Genomic DNA, 15,541 nt, shown 5'->3' on the forward strand with positions numbered 1-15,541 from the left:
AACACCGACGTGCTCCCGTGGCGTCGCATTGCTCGTACGGTCCATCCCACCCGCCCCGCCATCGACAGGAGATGTCATGGACGCAGGCACTACCGCCAGCAGCGAGGCACCTCTCCCCCAGATCGAAGCAGGCCGAACGGTTCTCACCATCGGTGTCGTCGTCGCACGCTCGGGCCGCCTTTCCAGCCTGGGCGACCCACTCGACTTCGCCCTCGCGGAGCTCGCCCCACACCTGCACCGTCTGGCTCCCCGCGGCACCCGACTGCGGATCGCCGGCCGCGACAGCAAGTCGACCGCCGACGGTGCGCGGCAGGCGGTCACCGAACTCGTCCGGGACGAGCGGGCGCGCATCGTGCTCACCCTGGCCGGAACCCAGGTGCTGCCGGTGGTCGCCGACACGTGCGACAGTCTCGGCAGCGTCTGCATCTCCAGCACCTTCCCCTGGCAGGTGTACTACTACGGCCGAGGCGATCGGCCATTGAACCGGGCGTTCCATTTCTGCTGGGGTCTCGACGACATCGCCGAGGTGTTCGCAGACCTCTGGGAGCGCGCAGCGCCCGACGGCCCGGCGGTCGGCTGCCTGTGGAACGACGGCCCCCAGGGCAACTGGTCCCGCCACCACATCCACGGTTTCGCCCCCGTCGCACGAGGACGTGGTCACCGACTCGTGGACCCGACGGGCTATCACGAGCCCGCCACCGACTTCGACACCCACCTGCGCGCCTTCCGGGACAGCGGCGCCGAGCTGGTGACCAGCGCGGCCACCACGCGCGACCTCACGCTGTTCCGAAGCAGGGCAGCCGAATTCGGTTGGCACCCGCGCCTGATCACCTGCTCCCGTTGGCTCGCCTACCCACCCACCGCCACCTGCTCCGACAGCCAGGAAGGCCAGGACAACGTGGGCACCCTGGTCTACTGGACGCCTGTGCACCCCTACCGGTCCTCCCTCGACGGCACCACCGCCGCCGAACTCGCCGACGCCTACACCCAGCGCACCGGACGGCCGTGGTTGCAGCCCCTCGGCCTGGCCTACGCACTGTTCGAGGTCGCCGTCCACGCGCTGCGCGCCGCCGACGACCCCACCGACCCGGACGCAATCGCAAAAGCACTGCACCGCACCAATATCCAGTCCATGGCTGGCCGACTGGACTGGACCTCGGGACCGGTGCCCGGCGTCGCGGTCGTGCCGCTGGCCGGTGGGCAGTGGCAGCTCCCGGCCGGGCACACATACGACCTCGCCGTGATCGCCGCCGGCAGTGTCGCGGGTCTACGGCCGACCGCGGATCTGGTGGTCGGCTGAGCGCGCGCGTGTCGCCCCTGAATGCCCAGCTCGCCGCGCTATCGACGGCGAATTCGTGGTGACACGCCCCGACGACGGCGCACGGTGGATATGCAGCTCCGGCGTGGTGTCCGGAGATGTCGTCGAAGGGGTCGAGTGCGACCGCAGGCGATGACCATGCCGCCGCTTCGCCGCTGACGAAATTGTCGAAACGGGTGTCGCCCTCGAGAACCTCCTCTTGGTGAAACCACGCCGCGACCTACCCGGCGTTGAGCGAGGCATACAGGTTGCCGCCGCCATCGGTGCCAGCTGCGCAACAGCCACCGCCGATCCCACAGGCGAGGCCACCCCCGTCGGCTACAACGTGTCACTGACACAGACCTCGGCTGTCATCGAAATCGACTCCGCGGGAACAATCGCGGCCGAAAACGGTGCGCTGACGATCCGACCACGCAACGGCGGACCAGTACTGGGCGGGACCGAATTGTTGTTCCGAGTCGACGATTTCGTCTTCCCGATCGCTGCCGAAGTTGCCGAGAACCGGGCTGTGTTGACCCCGCAGCTCGACCTGCAGAAGGCGGTGGACCGGCCCGTCGCCCTGCCGTACGAGAACCAGGCGCCGTGGAAGAGCGAGTACGAGCGCGAGCAGGCCGCATGGAGCCGGCTCACCAGCACGATCGGAATGGGGGGCACGGTCGGCGCGCTCGTCGGCGGCCTCGGCGGCGCTGCGGTAGGTTGCGTGCTCGGGGGTATCGCCGGTGCGACCGTGGCAGCAGCTTCGATCATCGGGCTGTTCGGCCCGTTCATTCCCGCCGCCGCCATCGAATGCCTCGGCGGTATCGTCGCAGTCGGCGCGCTGGGAACAGTCGCCGGCCAACTGCTGGTGACCGCACCGGTCGCGATCATGGCCGCAGTCCAGTACTTCACGACCATCAACCAGCCCGCCCCCACAAAATAGATACCGAACCAGGGTGCGGGCATGCAGGTCGACCACCAGTGTCGCGACCGTCTGCCCGCACCTGATTCGCGAGAGCGAACCGGCAGTCCTGCCTACTCGCCGGCCGACAGATGGGCGCCGTGACGCCGGGCTACGCGCGCTGGTGGGCTACGAAGTCGGCGACGACCTGGTTGAACTTTTCCGGTTCGTCCAAGAAGAGTGCGTGACTGCTGTGTTCGAAGAACACAGTCTGAGCGCCGGGTACGTGCTCACCGACCCAGGCCGGACCGCGCCAATCGAAGACCTGGTCCTTTCGGGCGACCAACACCAGGGTCGGCAGGTCGAGGGTCGGTAGCAGGTCGCGCCAGTCGGCACGGGTGTGATCGGCCATGACGGCGTTGCGGGCCGGTGGTCGGCATTTGGCCATCTCCGTCAGGAACATCGCGTGCTCGTCCGCGGTGGGTTCGGTGAGCATGATGGTGGCCAGCTGTTGGCGGTCCTGGGCTGCGGAGTCTGCGCTGACCTGGGCCTGCAACGCGGCCAGGGCGGCGTCATCGAAGCAGGCATTGTGGGCGTATTTCCAGTCCACCGCGTAGTACTGGCGCGGCGTCTGCTCGACGAACACCGCACCCGCGAGCCGGTCGGAGGCGAACATTTCCAGGTAGCTCCAGATCACCGGGCAGCCCAGCGAGCAACCGAGCACCGTAGTCTCGTGCAGCTCCAGTACTGCCAGCAGGTCGTGCAGGTCCTTGGCCAGACGGGCGATGCGGTAGCCGTGCCCGGGTTTGCCGGAGTCGCCGTGGCCGCGCAGGTCCATGGTGATCACCCTGGCGTGTTCGGCCAGGGCGGGGACGTTGCGGTCGAAGAACCGGCCGCTGAATGTCCACCCGTGGATCATCACCAGCGGTGGGCCCGACCCGGATTCCTCGTAATGCAACCGTGTTCCGTCATTAGCTCGCGCAAATCCCATCGCGGCTCTCAATCGTTGAGCCAGCTCTTGTCCAGAGCGGCGCGGTTGGCGTGGAGAAGTTCATCGAGGTCGGTGTCGTAGACGGAGTCGGGCACATCCTCGGACAGGATCTCGAGCACACAGGGGCCCCGGTAGCCGATGTCGTATACCGCGTGCAACAGCTGGCCGGTCGGAATCTCACCAGTCCCGACGCTGCGACGGTCCGCACCGGAGCGGGGGGTGCGCCAGTCGCTGACCTGCAACAGAAAGATCCGGTCCCCCGCGGCATCCAGGCTGTCGAGCACGTTGCCGTCCTGCCAGAGATTCCAGGTGTCGAAACAGATTCCGACGTTGTCGCGGTCGATCTCGTCGACGATGTCGAGGCCTTGTCGCAGCGTCCAGATCGCGCTCTCCTGGTTCAGCGAGATCGGGTTGAGCGGCTCCAACGCGATCCGAACCCCGTGATCGGCAGCAATGGCAGCCAATTCGCGATGTCCCGACACAGTCCGGGCAATGGCTTCGACCATGTCACCGCCCGGTGCGGGCCCGGTATTGGTGACGAACCACGGTAGGCGTCCAATTTGTCCTGGCAAACCTCGATCACTCCGATTCCGGCCTCGGTATAGTGCGCCACGTCTTGCTCGAAGGTCCATGGGGTGGTGGTGAATTGGTTCACCGAATAGTCGAGCGGCATCGAACTCATACCTGGCTCCGCTCATGGGGTCTCGGGGCGGCCCGCACCGAGGGAGGCGATCAGGGCCTGCGAATAGCCCGCCGTACGCAACGGGGTGTCCACGTCGCGTGCGAGATCGGGCAGATAACCGAACAGGACATCGGCGGGCCCGGCGATCTCGACCTGCCCGCATATCGCCGGCAGGAGCAGTGATTGCGCACTGGTGAGTTCCTCGTCGAAATCACCGGTTCGCACCCGCACCGGTGCGCCGACATTGGTCAGGATCTGCGCGGTGGTGAAGGTGTGCCGCACCGGCCGCACGGTGCCGGCCTGCCACCGCTCGAGCGCGAAATACGGTCCGGCACAGAGAAACCTTCGCTGCACCCCGTCGTCGACAGCGATCTTCAAGCCCGGCTCGAAATCGGGCCGGTGCTCGAGACAGACCTCCTGCATGAGCAGATCGATATTGGTGTCGAACTGCTCGTCGCTCACAGGCGAGCCGTCCTCCATGTTCCAGTGCATGGCGTGTTGCTGGATATCGGAGGTCTGCTCGATCTCATAGATCAGGGTGTCCGGCCCGAAACTGTGCAGAGTACCGCCTGGAACGTAAATCGTCTGGCCCGCGCTCACCGGCAGCCGGCGCAGGACCGCGTCGAAATCCTGAGCACGCAGCGCACGGCGCAATTGCTCGCGATCGACACCGTCGACAACCCCGCACAGGGCGGTGGCGCCCGGGGCCGCGGCCAGAATGTGCCAGGCCTCGGTCTTGCCGTTGCGCTGACCCTCCACCCGTCGCGCTGTTGCGTCGTCGGCGTGCAGGTGCACCGGCAGGGTTCCGGCCGCGTCGATGAACTTGGTCAGGACCGGAAAGTAGTCGCCGGACCATCCCACGCCCATCAGCTCTTCGGGATACTCGCTGATCAAGCGGCGCAGCGAGTATCCCGCCAGCGGACCGTTGGTCGCCTGTGCGCCTTCACCGTCGACATCGCTGCATTCCCACGTCTCAGCAATACTCCAGTCCGGGATCCCGGGCTTGCCGAGGCGGCGGCTGATCGCGTGCCCACCGAACACCAATGGCTTGGTGGTGATACTGAGCCGCAGCGGATACAGCGCGGCCTCGCCGCGGCCGGTCACAGGATCGGTTGGCCGCCGGTGACCGCGACCCGGGCACCGGAAACGTAGCTGCCTTCGTCGGAGGCGAGCAAGACGTACACCGGTGCGAGTTCGGCGGGTTGACCCGGCCGCCCGAGCGGTACCTGTGAACCGAAACTTTCCACCTGCTCGGTCGGCATGGTTGCCGGGATCAGCGGCGTCCAGATCGGTCCGGGCGCCACACTGTTGGCCCGAATGCCCTGGTCACCCAGCATCTGGGCCAGCGAGGCGACCATATTGGCGATACCCGCCTTGGTGGCGTTGTAGGGCAACAGCGTCGGCGGGGGCACATCGGAGTTCACCGACGTGGATCCGATGATCGACGAGCCGGACCGCATGTGCGGTACCGCCGCCTTGGTCAGGTGAAAGAAGGCGCTGAGGTTGACTGCCAGGGTGTGGTCCCATTCCTCGTCGGGAATGTCGGTGATCGAATCGCGGGTCATCTGGTAGGCAGCGTTGCTCACCAGCACGTCGATCCGGCCGAATTCCTGCACGGCCTTGTCGACGACTGCCCGGCAATGCTGCGGATCGGCCAGATCACCGGACATCAGCACGCACTTGCGGCCCGCGTCGACCACCCACCGCTCGGTTTCGGCCGCGTCCTCGTGTTCGTCGAGATAGGCGATCAGAACGTCGGCACCTTCGCGGGCGTAGGCGATGGCCACCGCCCGTCCGATGCCGCTGTCGCCGCCGGTGATGACCGCGACTTTCCCGTTCAACCGGCCAGAGCCGCGGGAACTGTGTTCGCCGTGGTCGGGTTTCGGGTTCATCTCACCGGTGACACCGGGAGGGGTTTGCTGTTGGGCAGGCTGGGACATGATTGCGCCTCCAAGTCGGTCACGCTCGGAATCTCTCGTGTCGCCACGACGCGCGTACCCCCAGCGGGTGCGGTTCAATCGTCGACGAGCTCGCCGAGTCCGGCCGCCTCGACGGCCTGATGGACCCTCGTCGTCAAGTCGCGTCTCGGCAGCTGGCTGCCGTCCACGTGTCTCAGGGCAGTGCCGAGCAGTTGCTCGGGGCGGGTTCACCGGCGAGGCGTTGGGTGAGCCAGTCGTGGGCGGCGAAGGTGGCGGGTAGGTACGCCAACAGGTGACCGATCGCGGTGCTGGGGAACAGTGGTGGCAGCCAGGCGGTCGTGTCCAGGTGAACGGTCGCACCGTGCGCGCACCAGTCGACGGCGAGTTGGCGGACCTGTGGGTAGGTCAGGACATCATCGTTGGTGCCGGCGGCGATCAGGACCGGTGCGACGGGCTTGCGGCGGCCGATGCGCTGCTCGTCGACAATGGCCGACAGTTCCGGTGAGCTGTCGATGATCTGGGCGGGTGTGCGTCCGCCGGTGGTGTACCAGGTGGCAGGCCGCAGCATGGTGCGAAGAACGGCTTCGGCGACGCAGGCGTTGGCCAGCTCAGCCATCATCTGCTTGCCGGCGGGGTTGGTGGCGGCGTCGATGATCGGGGCTGTTTCGGGATGGTTGGCGACGATTCCGTTGAGCACATAGCCCAGCAATCCCGTTCCGAAACCGCCGATCACACCGGGGATGATCCCGTTGATGGCAGGGGCGCTGAGCATGAGATCGCGCAGATCTGCGGGCGGAGCTCCGGCGTACGTACCACGCAGGTCCAGTTCGCGAGCGTACTCGCCCTGCAGTTCGGCGGCCGCGGCTGCGGCTCCGCCGCCTTGGGAGTAGCCGAAAATGCCACTGGGACGTGAGATTCCGGTCAGCGCTTCGGCGGCACGGATGGAGTCGAGAACGGCGTGGGCTTCGGCGGCCCGGTTGACGTAGTCGTGCACGGCGGGGGTGCCCAAGCCGTGGTAGTCGGTCATCACCACGGCCATGCCGCGCGCGAGCAGCGCGTAAGCGGTGATCATCTCGTAGCTGACCCAGATGTCGAGGGGGAAGGTGTAGTGGACGAGCTCGGCCAAGGTTTTCGACGGTGCGCACTGGTCGCCTTGGCCCTGGGTGCCCGGCGCGACCGCGATCAGTGGGCGGGGCCCGGGGCCGTTCCACGGCAGGGTGGGCTCGAGGTAGGTGCCGGTGACTGCGGCAGGTTCGCCGTGGGTGTTGGCGCTGAGGTACATGATGCGGGTGGCGTTGGCGGGTACCTGGCCGGCCTGGCCTGGGATGGCCCAGGCCAGCGAATACGGCTCGCTGCGCAGAATCTGGCCTGGCTCGCCGTCCGGTAGCGGTGTGGGCGGCAGATAGAAGTCTCCGCCCTGCGACGAACCCGAGGCTGAACCGGTGCCCGGTGCCGCAGTGGCTGGTCCGGCGCCGACGGTCAGCACGGCCGTGGCACCCAGGATCACCGCACCGAGCATCGCCAGCGACCTTCTGTGCCAGCTGTGAGCTCGCATTCGCGTCGACCTCATCGTGTCTGTGGACATCGGCTCCCCTTATTTGAACTGAATTCAATATGAATCCGATTCAGATTCCCATGCAAGTAGACGAGTGTCAACGGTCACATCTACTCGAGAGCTGCATCGACGGCTCGTGGCCACCCTGGGTGTCGAGCGGGCCGAGACCGAGGCACGATCGCGATCACCTCGGCGCGGCGGCGTGTCCTGGTCGAGGCGGTGCCGCCGCGTCGTAGCCTCTCGTTCGACCCAGAGACACGAAGTCCGATCATGGGAGACGATCATGTCCAGAGTTGCCGTCGTAGGCGCAGGTGTGATCGGGATCGGGTGGGCGAAGCTGTTCGCCGCGGGCGGGTGGACTGTCGCGTTGGCAGATCCGCGCCCCGACCTCGACCAGATCATCGACACGGAACTGCACGGACTGGCGGTGAAGGCCTACACCGACGCCGGCCAGGCAGCCGAAGGCGCCGCCTACGTCCAGGAGGCGGGTCCAGAGCGGATCGAGTTCAAGCACAAGTTGTTCGCCGAGCTCGCCGAGGCCACCGATGATGATGTCGTGCTCGCTTCGTCCTCGTCGTCGCTGCTTCCGACCCAGATCGCCGAAGCCATCCCTGCGGCGGGGCGCATCCTGATCGGGCACCCGTTCACCCCGGTTGAGCTCATGCCGTTGATCGAGGTGGTGCCCGGCGCCCGCACAACCTCCACCGCGACCGACCGAGCGATGCAGGTTTACCGTGATCTGGGTAAGACCCCGATCAGGCTCAAACGCGAGATTCCGGGATTCGTCGGCAACCGGCTGCAGAAAGTTTTCAACGACCAAGCGATGTATCTGGTGCAGCAGGGCGTGATCGAGGCCAAGGACCTCGACGACCTGGTCACCGCGTCGCTCGGGTTGCGTTGGGCCACGGTCGGCCCGTTCGAGGGGATGAACCTCGGCGGCGGGCCCGGCGGTATCGCGCACCTGCTCGACAACGTCGGATCGCAGATGACTTTCGAGATCGGCGCACCCGACCCCGCGGGTATCCCGGCGGTGATCGAGCAGGTCGAGGCCGCCTACGGAACCGGCGAACAGCCCTATCAACGCCGCGAACAGGTCCGCGACGACAAGACCCGCAAAATCCTGAAAGTCCTGGGCGAGCACAGCTGAGCGCCACGCTGGTCACCGCTGCGCCCGGCGAACCAGGCGAGTTCCGCTTCAGGTGGTGAGGGCGGTCGAGGCCGCACCACCATCGATAAAGGTGCGACCGTCCGGGCTGCGGGGTGGTCGAGTTATTGCCGGCCGATCCAGGTGGCACCGATCGTGCCGCCGCAGCCGATCACCAGTGCGCGCGAGGTCATCGGGAACCGGCCTTGCGGCCCCGTTTCGGCGGCGTCGACGATGCGGTGATGGTGTGTTCGTTGGCGTGGCGTTCGATGCGCTCGGTGTAGGCGCGACGGCCTTCGACGTCGAGACCGGTCAACGCCCGGCGGTCGTCGACGAGCCGGCGCACACCGTTTTCGACGAAACTGGGTACCAGGGCCTGCACGGCAGACCAGCCCGGCGCCAACCAGCCGGGGACAGAAACGGTGTCCGGTGTGCGGCGCACGCTGTCGACGACGGCTCGGGCGACATCTTCGGGATCCACGGTGGGCATCCCTTTGCCCAGGGTCGCCCCCGACGACAGTTCGGTGCGCACCGCCGAGGGCAGTACCGCCGTGACGGTGACACTGGTGCCCGCGTATTCGCGGCGCGCGGCCAGCGACAACCCGAGCGCGGCAAACTTGGAACCGTTGTAGGTCACCATGCCCGGGATCGGGATCATCCCGGCCATGGAGGCGACATTGACGATGTGGCCGCGCCCGGCCTCGACCATGCCGGGCAATACCGCGCGCATGCCGTTGATGACCCCGCGCACGTTGACGTCGAGGATCAAGTCTGTGGTCGCTTCGGTTTCTTCGGTGAAGCTGCCCAGCGGCATGACCCCGGCATTGTTGACCAGGACGTCGAGACGCCCTTCGGCGGAGATGACCTCGGTGAGGAATCCACGCCACGACTCCACGCTGGTGACGTCCAAGCGCGCATTGTGGCAGTGCGGGATCGAGGCGGCGGTGGCCGCGGCGACATCGGTGTCGATGTCGCCGATCCACACGCGGGCGCCTGCGGCGCTGAACGCTTGTGCGGTGGCGGCACCGATGCCGCGACCGCCGCCGGTGATCACGACGACAGCACCGTTGAGGTCGATTCGGGAATGGTGAGACATCGTTGTCCTTGTCCTGGTTCGGTTTTCAGACGGTGGTCGACTCCGCTACGGCGCCACATCGTGCGGGCGAGCCGATGAGGAAGTCGCGGTCGTCTGGCTCGGTGAGCATGGCCGTCGTCGTCTTGCGGTCGAAGGGCCACAGGTCGATGGTGTTCTGGTCGGTGAAGTACCAGGAGTTACAGCCGGTGTTCCACACCGTCGGACCCATCGCCTCGGCGACGGCGTCGTTGAACCGGGCCGTTGCTTGCTCGGTGACTTCGACGGTGTCGACCTCGCCCGCGGCGTACCGGTGCAGCCACTGGGTGATGTAGCGGGCGGTCAGTTCGGCCGAGTACTGCAGTGAGATCGAACCTGTGGGCGAGTTGGGGCCGAGCACGGTGAACAGATTCGGGAACCCGGGGATCGCCGTCATACGGTAGGCGCGTGGGCCTTTCGCCCAGGCCTCGTCGATGGTGAGTCCGTCGCGGCCGCGCAGGTTCATCGGGCGCATGTAATTGTGCGGGTGGAAACCCGTCGCGAAGACGATGACGTCGATGTCGTGGTCGCGACCGTCGGCAGTGCGGATGCCGGTCGGGGTGACCTCGGTGATCTTGTCGGTCACCAGCTCGGCATTGTCGGCCTGGATGGCCTGGTAGTACGTACCGGAGATGACCTGCCGTTTACACAATGGCTGGTAGTCCGGTGTCAAGGCTTCTCGAAGGCTCTTGTTGCGAACCTGGGCACGCAGCGACAACTTCGCCAGCCGTTGCAGTGCTCGCCGACGCCAGGTCGGGCGCAAAGCCACATCAGCCAGGATTCCCGAAGCCCACAGCGACACCGCGTACACCCGACCGTGCAACTCCGGCGAGGCCGCCAGAAGCTTTGCCAGTACCGGGGATTGGCCCGCCCCCATCGGTGCCCACAGCACCCATTGCGGCGTGCGGGCGAACTGGGTCAGCTTGACAGCATCGGGTTGCAGCGCCGAAACCACCTGTACCCCGGTCGAACCCGAACCGACCACGGCGATCCGCTTGCCCGCGGTGCCGATCGAATCGTCCCAGCGGGCGGTGTGCACGACAGACCCCTCGAAACTGTCGAGCCCCGGCAGGTCCGGAGTGAACGGGTGGTGCAGGACCCCGGTCGCGGCGATCACGAAATCGGCCGTCAACTCGGTGCCGTCGGCGACGGTGACCACCCAGCCGCGGCCGTCGAAGACCGCGTCGGTGACTTCACTGTTCAGGCGCACGTGCTCGCGTAACCCGAACTTGTCCACGACCTCGGCGTGGTAACGCTGGATCTCCGGGCCGGTGGCCCAGACCCGGCTCCAATCGGGTTTGGGCGCGAAGCCGAATTGGTAGAGCTGCGAGGGCACATCACAGGTCAACCCCGGGTAGCGGTTCCAGAACCACACCCCACCGACATCAGCCCCCTTTTCGAGGATCACGAAATCGTCGAAACCGGCCTTCTTGAACGTGACCGCCGCGGCGATCCCGGCGACACCGGCACCGATGATGATGATCTTCGGCGCACGAATGAGCTTCGTTGCCATCAGTTTTCGCCTTTCGAGCAGGGTGCCGGATCAGGAACCAGTCGGGGCGTGCAGTTTCGCCCGCAGGACCTTGCCGCTGGCGTTGCGGGGAATCTCGTCGAGCACGATGAACCGTTTGGGCACCTTGTAGCGCTCGAGGCCGTCGCGCACATGCTGTTTGAGTGCCTCCTCCCCCGGCGCGGCAGCATCCGGTGCGAGCACGACAAAGGCGTTGAGGACTTGCCCGAACTCGGCATCGGGGACGCCGATCACGACGGCGTCGGTGATGTCGGGGTGGGTGGCTAGGCGGTCTTCGACCTCGCCGGGGAAGACGTTCTCCCCGCCGGAGACGATCATGTCGTCGGCGCGACCATCGATGAACAGTCTTCGTTCGGCATCGAAATGCCCCATGTCCCCGGTGGAAACGTGCCCGTCGATCACCTCTTTGGACGAGACCTTCGCCGCGGGATCCGGGGTGTAGCCGGTGTATTCGAGACCGCTACGCACGAAGATCTCCCCGATCTCCCCCGCGGCGGTCTCGGTGCGGTCGGCGCGCAGGATCCGCACCGAAACCCCGAGCGCGGCACGTCCGATCGTGTCCGGCGCGACGACGAGATCGGCCGGTGTGGCGATCGTGACCAGACCGGCCTCGGTCGAGCCGTACCCGTTGACCAGAATCGGACCGAAGGCCTCGATCAACTTCGAAACCGTGGTCGGCGAAATCGGTGCCGCTCCGGTCACCACGACCCGCAGCGACGACCGCGACGACCGGCCCTCGGCCAGACCGGGCACAGCGAGTAAGCGTTGCAGCATCACCGGAACTGCCATCACCACGGTGACCTGATGGCGGGCGATGTCGTCGAGCGCGGTCGCCGCGTCGAACCGGCGCCGGCAGATCGCTGTCCCGCCCAAGGCCAGCGGACCCAGCAGCGACAGCAGCCCGAAACCGTGGAACATCGGCGGCGCGACCAGCACCCGGTCGGTGCCCCGTAGGCGCAGGATCGCCATAGCGGTCAATGTCAGCAACACGATCGCGGTGGGCTTGATCGCACGCGGTACACCCTTGGCCAAGCCGGTGGTGCCCGACGTCAGCAAGGTGATCTTCACCGCGTGCCGTACCCGCGGTGGTTTCGGGTGGTTTCGGGTGGCGAGGTCGTCCAGTGTCGGCGGGCCGGCGGGGTCGGCATTGCGTTCGTGCCAGGCCAGCACGCGCAGGCCGGCGAAGTTCGCCTGCTCGACGGTGGTGGCGTATTCGTCGTCGTAGATCAGTACATCGGGGTTGTGCCGGGCCAGGATGGCCTGCAGTTGTGGGGCGGGCAGTTCGGTGTTGACGAAGATCAGCTCCGCGCCCAGTTGCGCGCCGGCGGCCATCGCCTCGGCGAACCCGCGATGGTTGCGGCAGATGATGCCAACCGACTTCGGTGGCGTCGGGCACGCGGCATACAGTGCCGCGGCGATCGCTTCGGCACGTTGCTGCAGCCGTCGATAGGTCAGCTGCCCAGAGTCGTCGATGATCGCGATCTTGTCCGGGTGCCGAATCGCAGTGGCAGCCAACAGCATCGCCGGAGTCGGACCGTAACGGTGGAAACTTCGCGCCAACGCCGCTGCCTTGCGCGGGCCGACCGGAGCCAACATTCCCGAAGCGAGTACCGCGGGTACTGCCGAACCCCACTGGCGCACACTGTGGGACAGATCAGCGGACATCGGCGCTCACCTGCCCGTTGCCGAGGGGATCGGTGACCACCGCCAGCGGCGGCGTTGATGCCGCCGGGGCCGGTGGCTTCAACCGCGACAGCGAGACCTCGGTGTCGCCCAAGTTGCGGAAGATCCGCTCGACAAGCAATTCCAGCGGCCACCGGAACACTGTCGCGAAAATCGCCGACGGGTACCCGTACAGCGGCGTCATAGTGCGCGGCTTCTTCACTACCGCCTTCGCCAGAACCTTCGCCGCATCGTCGGGGGTCTGGCCCGGCAGCACCCGCATCCAACGACTCGGCGCGCTCATGCGGGTGTGCAGCAACCCACCGTAGAACGTGGTCAACGTGACCCCGTCCGCGCGCGCTTCCATTCCGACCGCACGCAACCACCAGTCGAAGGCCAGCTTCGACGACAGGTAGAAACCCCACTTCGGGGCGTTGGGGAACATGATCCCGACCGTGGAGACATTCACGATGTGACCACTGCCGCGAGCCCGCATCCCGGGCAACAACGCCAGCGTGAGCCGCATCGGACCGAGATAGTTCGCGCCCGTTGTCGCGGTGATGTCCTTGGGCCGGTCATAGGAAAGATGAATCGAACGACGCAGGGACTTACCCGCGTTGTGGATCAGCACATCGACTTCCCCCAGGTCGAACCGCACCGCCTCGGCGAACTCGGCCACCGACTGCTCATCGGTGAGATCGAGTCGGTACGGAAATGCTTCGCCGCCGGCGGCATTGATCTCCTCGGCCACCTCAAGCAGTCGATCCATGGTTCGGGCGGCGATCACCACCCGGGCCCCGGCGGCGGCGAACCAGCGCGCGGTCGCCTCGCCGACACCGAACGACGCACCGGTGATCACGACCACCTTGCCCTCGACCTCGCGCCGCAACGCGGCTCGGCTGCGCAACCCCCGGGGACCGATGACCCACGCGACCGCTCGGGCGAACGGTGTCTCGACGATCCGCGCGGGACCGGTGGGCAGAACTGCAGACATCAATGATCACTCCGTCGTCTTCGACATGGTGGACAAGGAACCGAGGAAGGCCACGGCTTGAGGATCCGAGAGCGCGGCGTCGACGGCCCGCTGGGTCAGTTCGATATTCGGGTCGGTACGCAGTGCGGCCAGGATCGTGCCGAACACGTTGCCGACGACCAGGTCCTTGACCTGCTCGCGGCTGATGTCACGGGTATGCATCCAGTGCAGAACCAGCCCCTCGATGAACGACGCGAAGCCGTTCATCGCGGCACGCAATACCGGTGAGGCATCCGAACCGGTCACCTCGATGACCAGGGCGTCGGTCAGTCGGGTTCGGTGCCGGTCGCGGATCTGGCGCACTTCGGCGTCGGCCACATCGGCGAACAGCGCTTCGAAGGCCCGCGGCTGCCGCTCGGCTTCATCGAGAAGGAGGTCGATGCCCCGGGTCAACCGCTCCAGCGCGGGTCCGCGCATGGCAAGCAGGCTGCCCCAGAATTCCTCGGCCGCCTGTTCGATAACGGCCAGGTAGAAGCCCCGCTTCCCGCCGAAGTGGTAACTGATCGACCCCGCGGCCACCCCGAGCGAACGTGCCAGGTCAACGATCGAGACCTCTTCGTAGCGGTCACTGCTGAACGCGACCTTGCCCGCCGCCAGCAGTGCCGCCCGCGAGGCCTCGCCACGCCGGTTGCTGACCATCACACCTCCCAGTTCTTGAATCAGATTCAGTAATGTTGAGAGTAGGGGTCTCAGCGAAGCCGGTCAATAGCTTTCTGAACTCAATTCAAACTGTGCGGCGGGGGCGCGAAGGCTCACGAACCCGGCCCGGCGCCACCCGTTCGGTATGGCCGACCTGCTGCGCGGGTGAGTGATCAGCAACAGACCCCGATTTCGCGACAGCGGGTCCGGTTCGAATCACGCTTGTCCCCTACTCCCCCTACCGCTGGACAGAGTTGGAGACTGCACACAGGTAGGTGGAGCCGCGGGCGCAGCGATCGCCAGCCCGGTGATCATGCTGCTGGGCCGTGGGTCGGTGCCACGGTGGCCGGGTGCGTGCTCAGCGCAGCCACGCTCGGCGCACTGGGCGGCCTCATCACCGTCGGTGGCCCGCTCGCGCCGGTCTCGGCCTACCAGTACTTCTCGACGATCCTCGCGCCGTGCCCGGCGCCTACTGCGAGAATTTGGCGGTTCCAGCGCCCGCGAAGTAGTCGCCACCACCGTCTCGCCGGCCCGCCACGCTCACCACCAAGGAGATCCGCAGTCCTCGCCGGTTCAGCGGTGACCGCGGGCCGGTCCGCCCCCGCGGGGCGGCTGCGGGCTATCGCACCGACGGAGTACGACACCACCTTCGCTGACGACGAGCGTCATCTGATGGGAGCCCACCGGCGGGTGGAGCTCCTGGACTAGGATGGCAGACGCAGCTGGTTCACGTTCACCGTGCAGAGTCGGAGCCCCGAACTTCAGTGATCGTGTCGAACCGGACACCGGGATACCGGTATCCGGCGAGAGGGAACCCGGTGAGAATCCGGGACTGTCCCGCAGCGGTGAGTGGGAACGACCGCCGTCATCGAGCACTGGGCATCCGCCTGGGAAGCGACGGCCACTAGGTCGGCCGAATCAGGCCGGTGCCCACAAGTCCGAAGACCTGCCCGCTGTGCCGGACACGCCGTGTCCGGCGGCCTCCGCCTCGAGGATTGGGCGCACGGACCGACAACTCGTCGACCCACCGGACTCGGTCCGGAACGAACGCGGGCACAGCTGCGCGTTCGCGTGGTCGG

14 protein-coding genes and 1 riboswitch are annotated in these 15,541 nt (G+C 66.6%); of the genes, 4 read left to right on the top strand and 10 right to left on the bottom strand.

Annotation, left to right across the window (positions count from 1 at the left end):
* Positions 1 to 76: 76 nt before the first annotated feature.
* The gene (locus ACFO5K_RS19680) at positions 77 to 1,300 is read left to right on the top strand and encodes an ABC transporter substrate-binding protein (RefSeq protein WP_378564848.1); all 1,224 of its coding nucleotides are present in this window, start codon (positions 77 to 79) and stop codon (positions 1,298 to 1,300) included.
* 529 nt (positions 1,301 to 1,829) lie between these two features.
* The gene (locus ACFO5K_RS19685; RefSeq protein ID WP_378564851.1) at positions 1,830 to 2,237 is read left to right on the top strand and encodes a hypothetical protein; all 408 of its coding nucleotides are present in this window, start codon (positions 1,830 to 1,832) and stop codon (positions 2,235 to 2,237) included.
* Positions 2,238 to 2,367: 130 nt separating this feature from the next.
* Here the strand turns inward: ACFO5K_RS19685 and ACFO5K_RS19690 are convergent, their stop codons facing one another.
* The 5 genes from ACFO5K_RS19690 to ACFO5K_RS19710 all read right to left on the bottom strand — a co-directional run bounded on the left by ACFO5K_RS19690 (position 2,368) and on the right by ACFO5K_RS19710 (position 7,342).
* A complete protein-coding gene (locus ACFO5K_RS19690) occupies positions 2,368 to 3,153 on the bottom strand; it encodes an alpha/beta fold hydrolase (RefSeq protein ID WP_378564854.1) in 786 nt (261 codons plus the stop codon).
* Between the two features lie 41 nt (positions 3,154 to 3,194).
* Positions 3,195 to 3,758, bottom strand: coding sequence for a sugar phosphate isomerase/epimerase family protein (locus ACFO5K_RS19695; RefSeq protein ID WP_378564857.1), 564 nt, complete (start codon positions 3,756 to 3,758; stop codon positions 3,195 to 3,197).
* A 122-nt stretch (positions 3,759 to 3,880) separates the two neighbouring features.
* Entirely contained in the window at positions 3,881 to 4,972 is a 1,092-nt protein-coding gene (locus tag ACFO5K_RS19700) for a class I mannose-6-phosphate isomerase (RefSeq protein WP_378564860.1), read from the bottom strand.
* Complete coding sequence (locus tag ACFO5K_RS19705; RefSeq protein WP_378564863.1) at positions 4,969 to 5,808, bottom strand: SDR family oxidoreductase; 840 nt, start codon at positions 5,806 to 5,808, stop codon at positions 4,969 to 4,971. Before ACFO5K_RS19705 ends, ACFO5K_RS19700 begins: the two co-directional genes overlap by 4 nt.
* A gap of 172 nt (positions 5,809 to 5,980) precedes the next feature.
* The gene (locus ACFO5K_RS19710) at positions 5,981 to 7,342 is read right to left on the bottom strand and encodes a lipase family protein (RefSeq protein ID WP_378564866.1); all 1,362 of its coding nucleotides are present in this window, start codon (positions 7,340 to 7,342) and stop codon (positions 5,981 to 5,983) included.
* A gap of 283 nt (positions 7,343 to 7,625) precedes the next feature.
* Here ACFO5K_RS19710 and ACFO5K_RS19715 point away from each other — a divergent pair, with 283 nt between their 5' ends.
* On the top strand, positions 7,626 to 8,489 hold the full coding sequence (locus ACFO5K_RS19715) for a 3-hydroxyacyl-CoA dehydrogenase NAD-binding domain-containing protein (RefSeq protein ID WP_378564869.1): 864 nt from the start codon (positions 7,626 to 7,628) through the stop codon (positions 8,487 to 8,489).
* A gap of 187 nt (positions 8,490 to 8,676) precedes the next feature.
* On the opposite strand, the gene ACFO5K_RS19720 is transcribed toward ACFO5K_RS19715, so the two are convergent.
* From ACFO5K_RS19720 to ACFO5K_RS19740, 5 genes are read right to left on the bottom strand one after another with little or no spacing between them, the layout of a single operon-like run.
* Positions 8,677 to 9,582 carry an SDR family oxidoreductase gene (locus tag ACFO5K_RS19720; protein WP_378564872.1) on the bottom strand — a complete coding sequence of 302 codons (906 nt, stop codon included), beginning with the start codon at positions 9,580 to 9,582 and terminating at the stop codon, positions 8,677 to 8,679.
* A 25-nt stretch (positions 9,583 to 9,607) separates the two neighbouring features.
* The gene (locus ACFO5K_RS19725) at positions 9,608 to 11,110 is read right to left on the bottom strand and encodes a flavin-containing monooxygenase (RefSeq protein WP_378564875.1); all 1,503 of its coding nucleotides are present in this window, start codon (positions 11,108 to 11,110) and stop codon (positions 9,608 to 9,610) included.
* A 30-nt stretch (positions 11,111 to 11,140) separates the two neighbouring features.
* The gene (locus tag ACFO5K_RS19730; protein ID WP_378564878.1) at positions 11,141 to 12,793 is read right to left on the bottom strand and encodes an AMP-binding protein; all 1,653 of its coding nucleotides are present in this window, start codon (positions 12,791 to 12,793) and stop codon (positions 11,141 to 11,143) included.
* Complete coding sequence (locus tag ACFO5K_RS19735) at positions 12,783 to 13,784, bottom strand: SDR family NAD(P)-dependent oxidoreductase (protein ID WP_378564881.1); 1,002 nt, start codon at positions 13,782 to 13,784, stop codon at positions 12,783 to 12,785. The genes ACFO5K_RS19730 and ACFO5K_RS19735 overlap by 11 nt, the downstream gene beginning before the upstream one ends.
* A 6-nt stretch (positions 13,785 to 13,790) precedes the next feature.
* Positions 13,791 to 14,462 carry a TetR/AcrR family transcriptional regulator gene (locus tag ACFO5K_RS19740; protein ID WP_378564884.1) on the bottom strand — a complete coding sequence of 224 codons (672 nt, stop codon included), beginning with the start codon at positions 14,460 to 14,462 and terminating at the stop codon, positions 13,791 to 13,793.
* 354 nt (positions 14,463 to 14,816) lie between these two features.
* On the opposite strand from ACFO5K_RS19740, the gene ACFO5K_RS19745 reads away from it, so the two are divergent.
* Complete coding sequence (locus ACFO5K_RS19745; RefSeq protein ID WP_378564887.1) at positions 14,817 to 15,170, top strand: hypothetical protein; 354 nt, start codon at positions 14,817 to 14,819, stop codon at positions 15,168 to 15,170.
* Between the two features lie 55 nt (positions 15,171 to 15,225).
* A riboswitch (cobalamin riboswitch) is annotated at positions 15,226 to 15,430 on the top strand.
* The last annotated feature ends 111 nt before the right edge of the window (positions 15,431 to 15,541 follow it).

The organism is Nocardia halotolerans, assembly GCF_042650145.1.
Lineage (GTDB): Bacteria > Actinomycetota > Actinomycetes > Mycobacteriales > Mycobacteriaceae > Nocardia > Nocardia halotolerans.

What these genes read in the sequence shown, in the direction of transcription:
- ACFO5K_RS19705 (WP_378564863.1), bottom strand. Translation starts at nt 5,808, where the DNA reads ATGTCCCAGCCTGCCCAACAGCAAACCCCTCCCGGTGTCACCGGTGAG.
- ACFO5K_RS19680 (WP_378564848.1), top strand. Translation starts at nt 77, where the DNA reads ATGGACGCAGGCACTACCGCCAGCAGCGAGGCACCTCTCCCCCAGATC.
- ACFO5K_RS19735 (WP_378564881.1), bottom strand. Translation starts at nt 13,784, where the DNA reads ATGTCTGCAGTTCTGCCCACCGGTCCCGCGCGGATCGTCGAGACACCG.
- ACFO5K_RS19710 (WP_378564866.1), bottom strand. Translation starts at nt 7,342, where the DNA reads ATGCGAGCTCACAGCTGGCACAGAAGGTCGCTGGCGATGCTCGGTGCG.
- ACFO5K_RS19730 (WP_378564878.1), bottom strand. Translation starts at nt 12,793, where the DNA reads ATGTCCGCTGATCTGTCCCACAGTGTGCGCCAGTGGGGTTCGGCAGTA.
- ACFO5K_RS19720 (WP_378564872.1), bottom strand. Translation starts at nt 9,582, where the DNA reads ATGTCTCACCATTCCCGAATCGACCTCAACGGTGCTGTCGTCGTGATC.
- ACFO5K_RS19725 (WP_378564875.1), bottom strand. Translation starts at nt 11,110, where the DNA reads ATGGCAACGAAGCTCATTCGTGCGCCGAAGATCATCATCATCGGTGCC.
- ACFO5K_RS19715 (WP_378564869.1), top strand. Translation starts at nt 7,626, where the DNA reads ATGTCCAGAGTTGCCGTCGTAGGCGCAGGTGTGATCGGGATCGGGTGG.
- ACFO5K_RS19740 (WP_378564884.1), bottom strand. Translation starts at nt 14,462, where the DNA reads ATGGTCAGCAACCGGCGTGGCGAGGCCTCGCGGGCGGCACTGCTGGCG.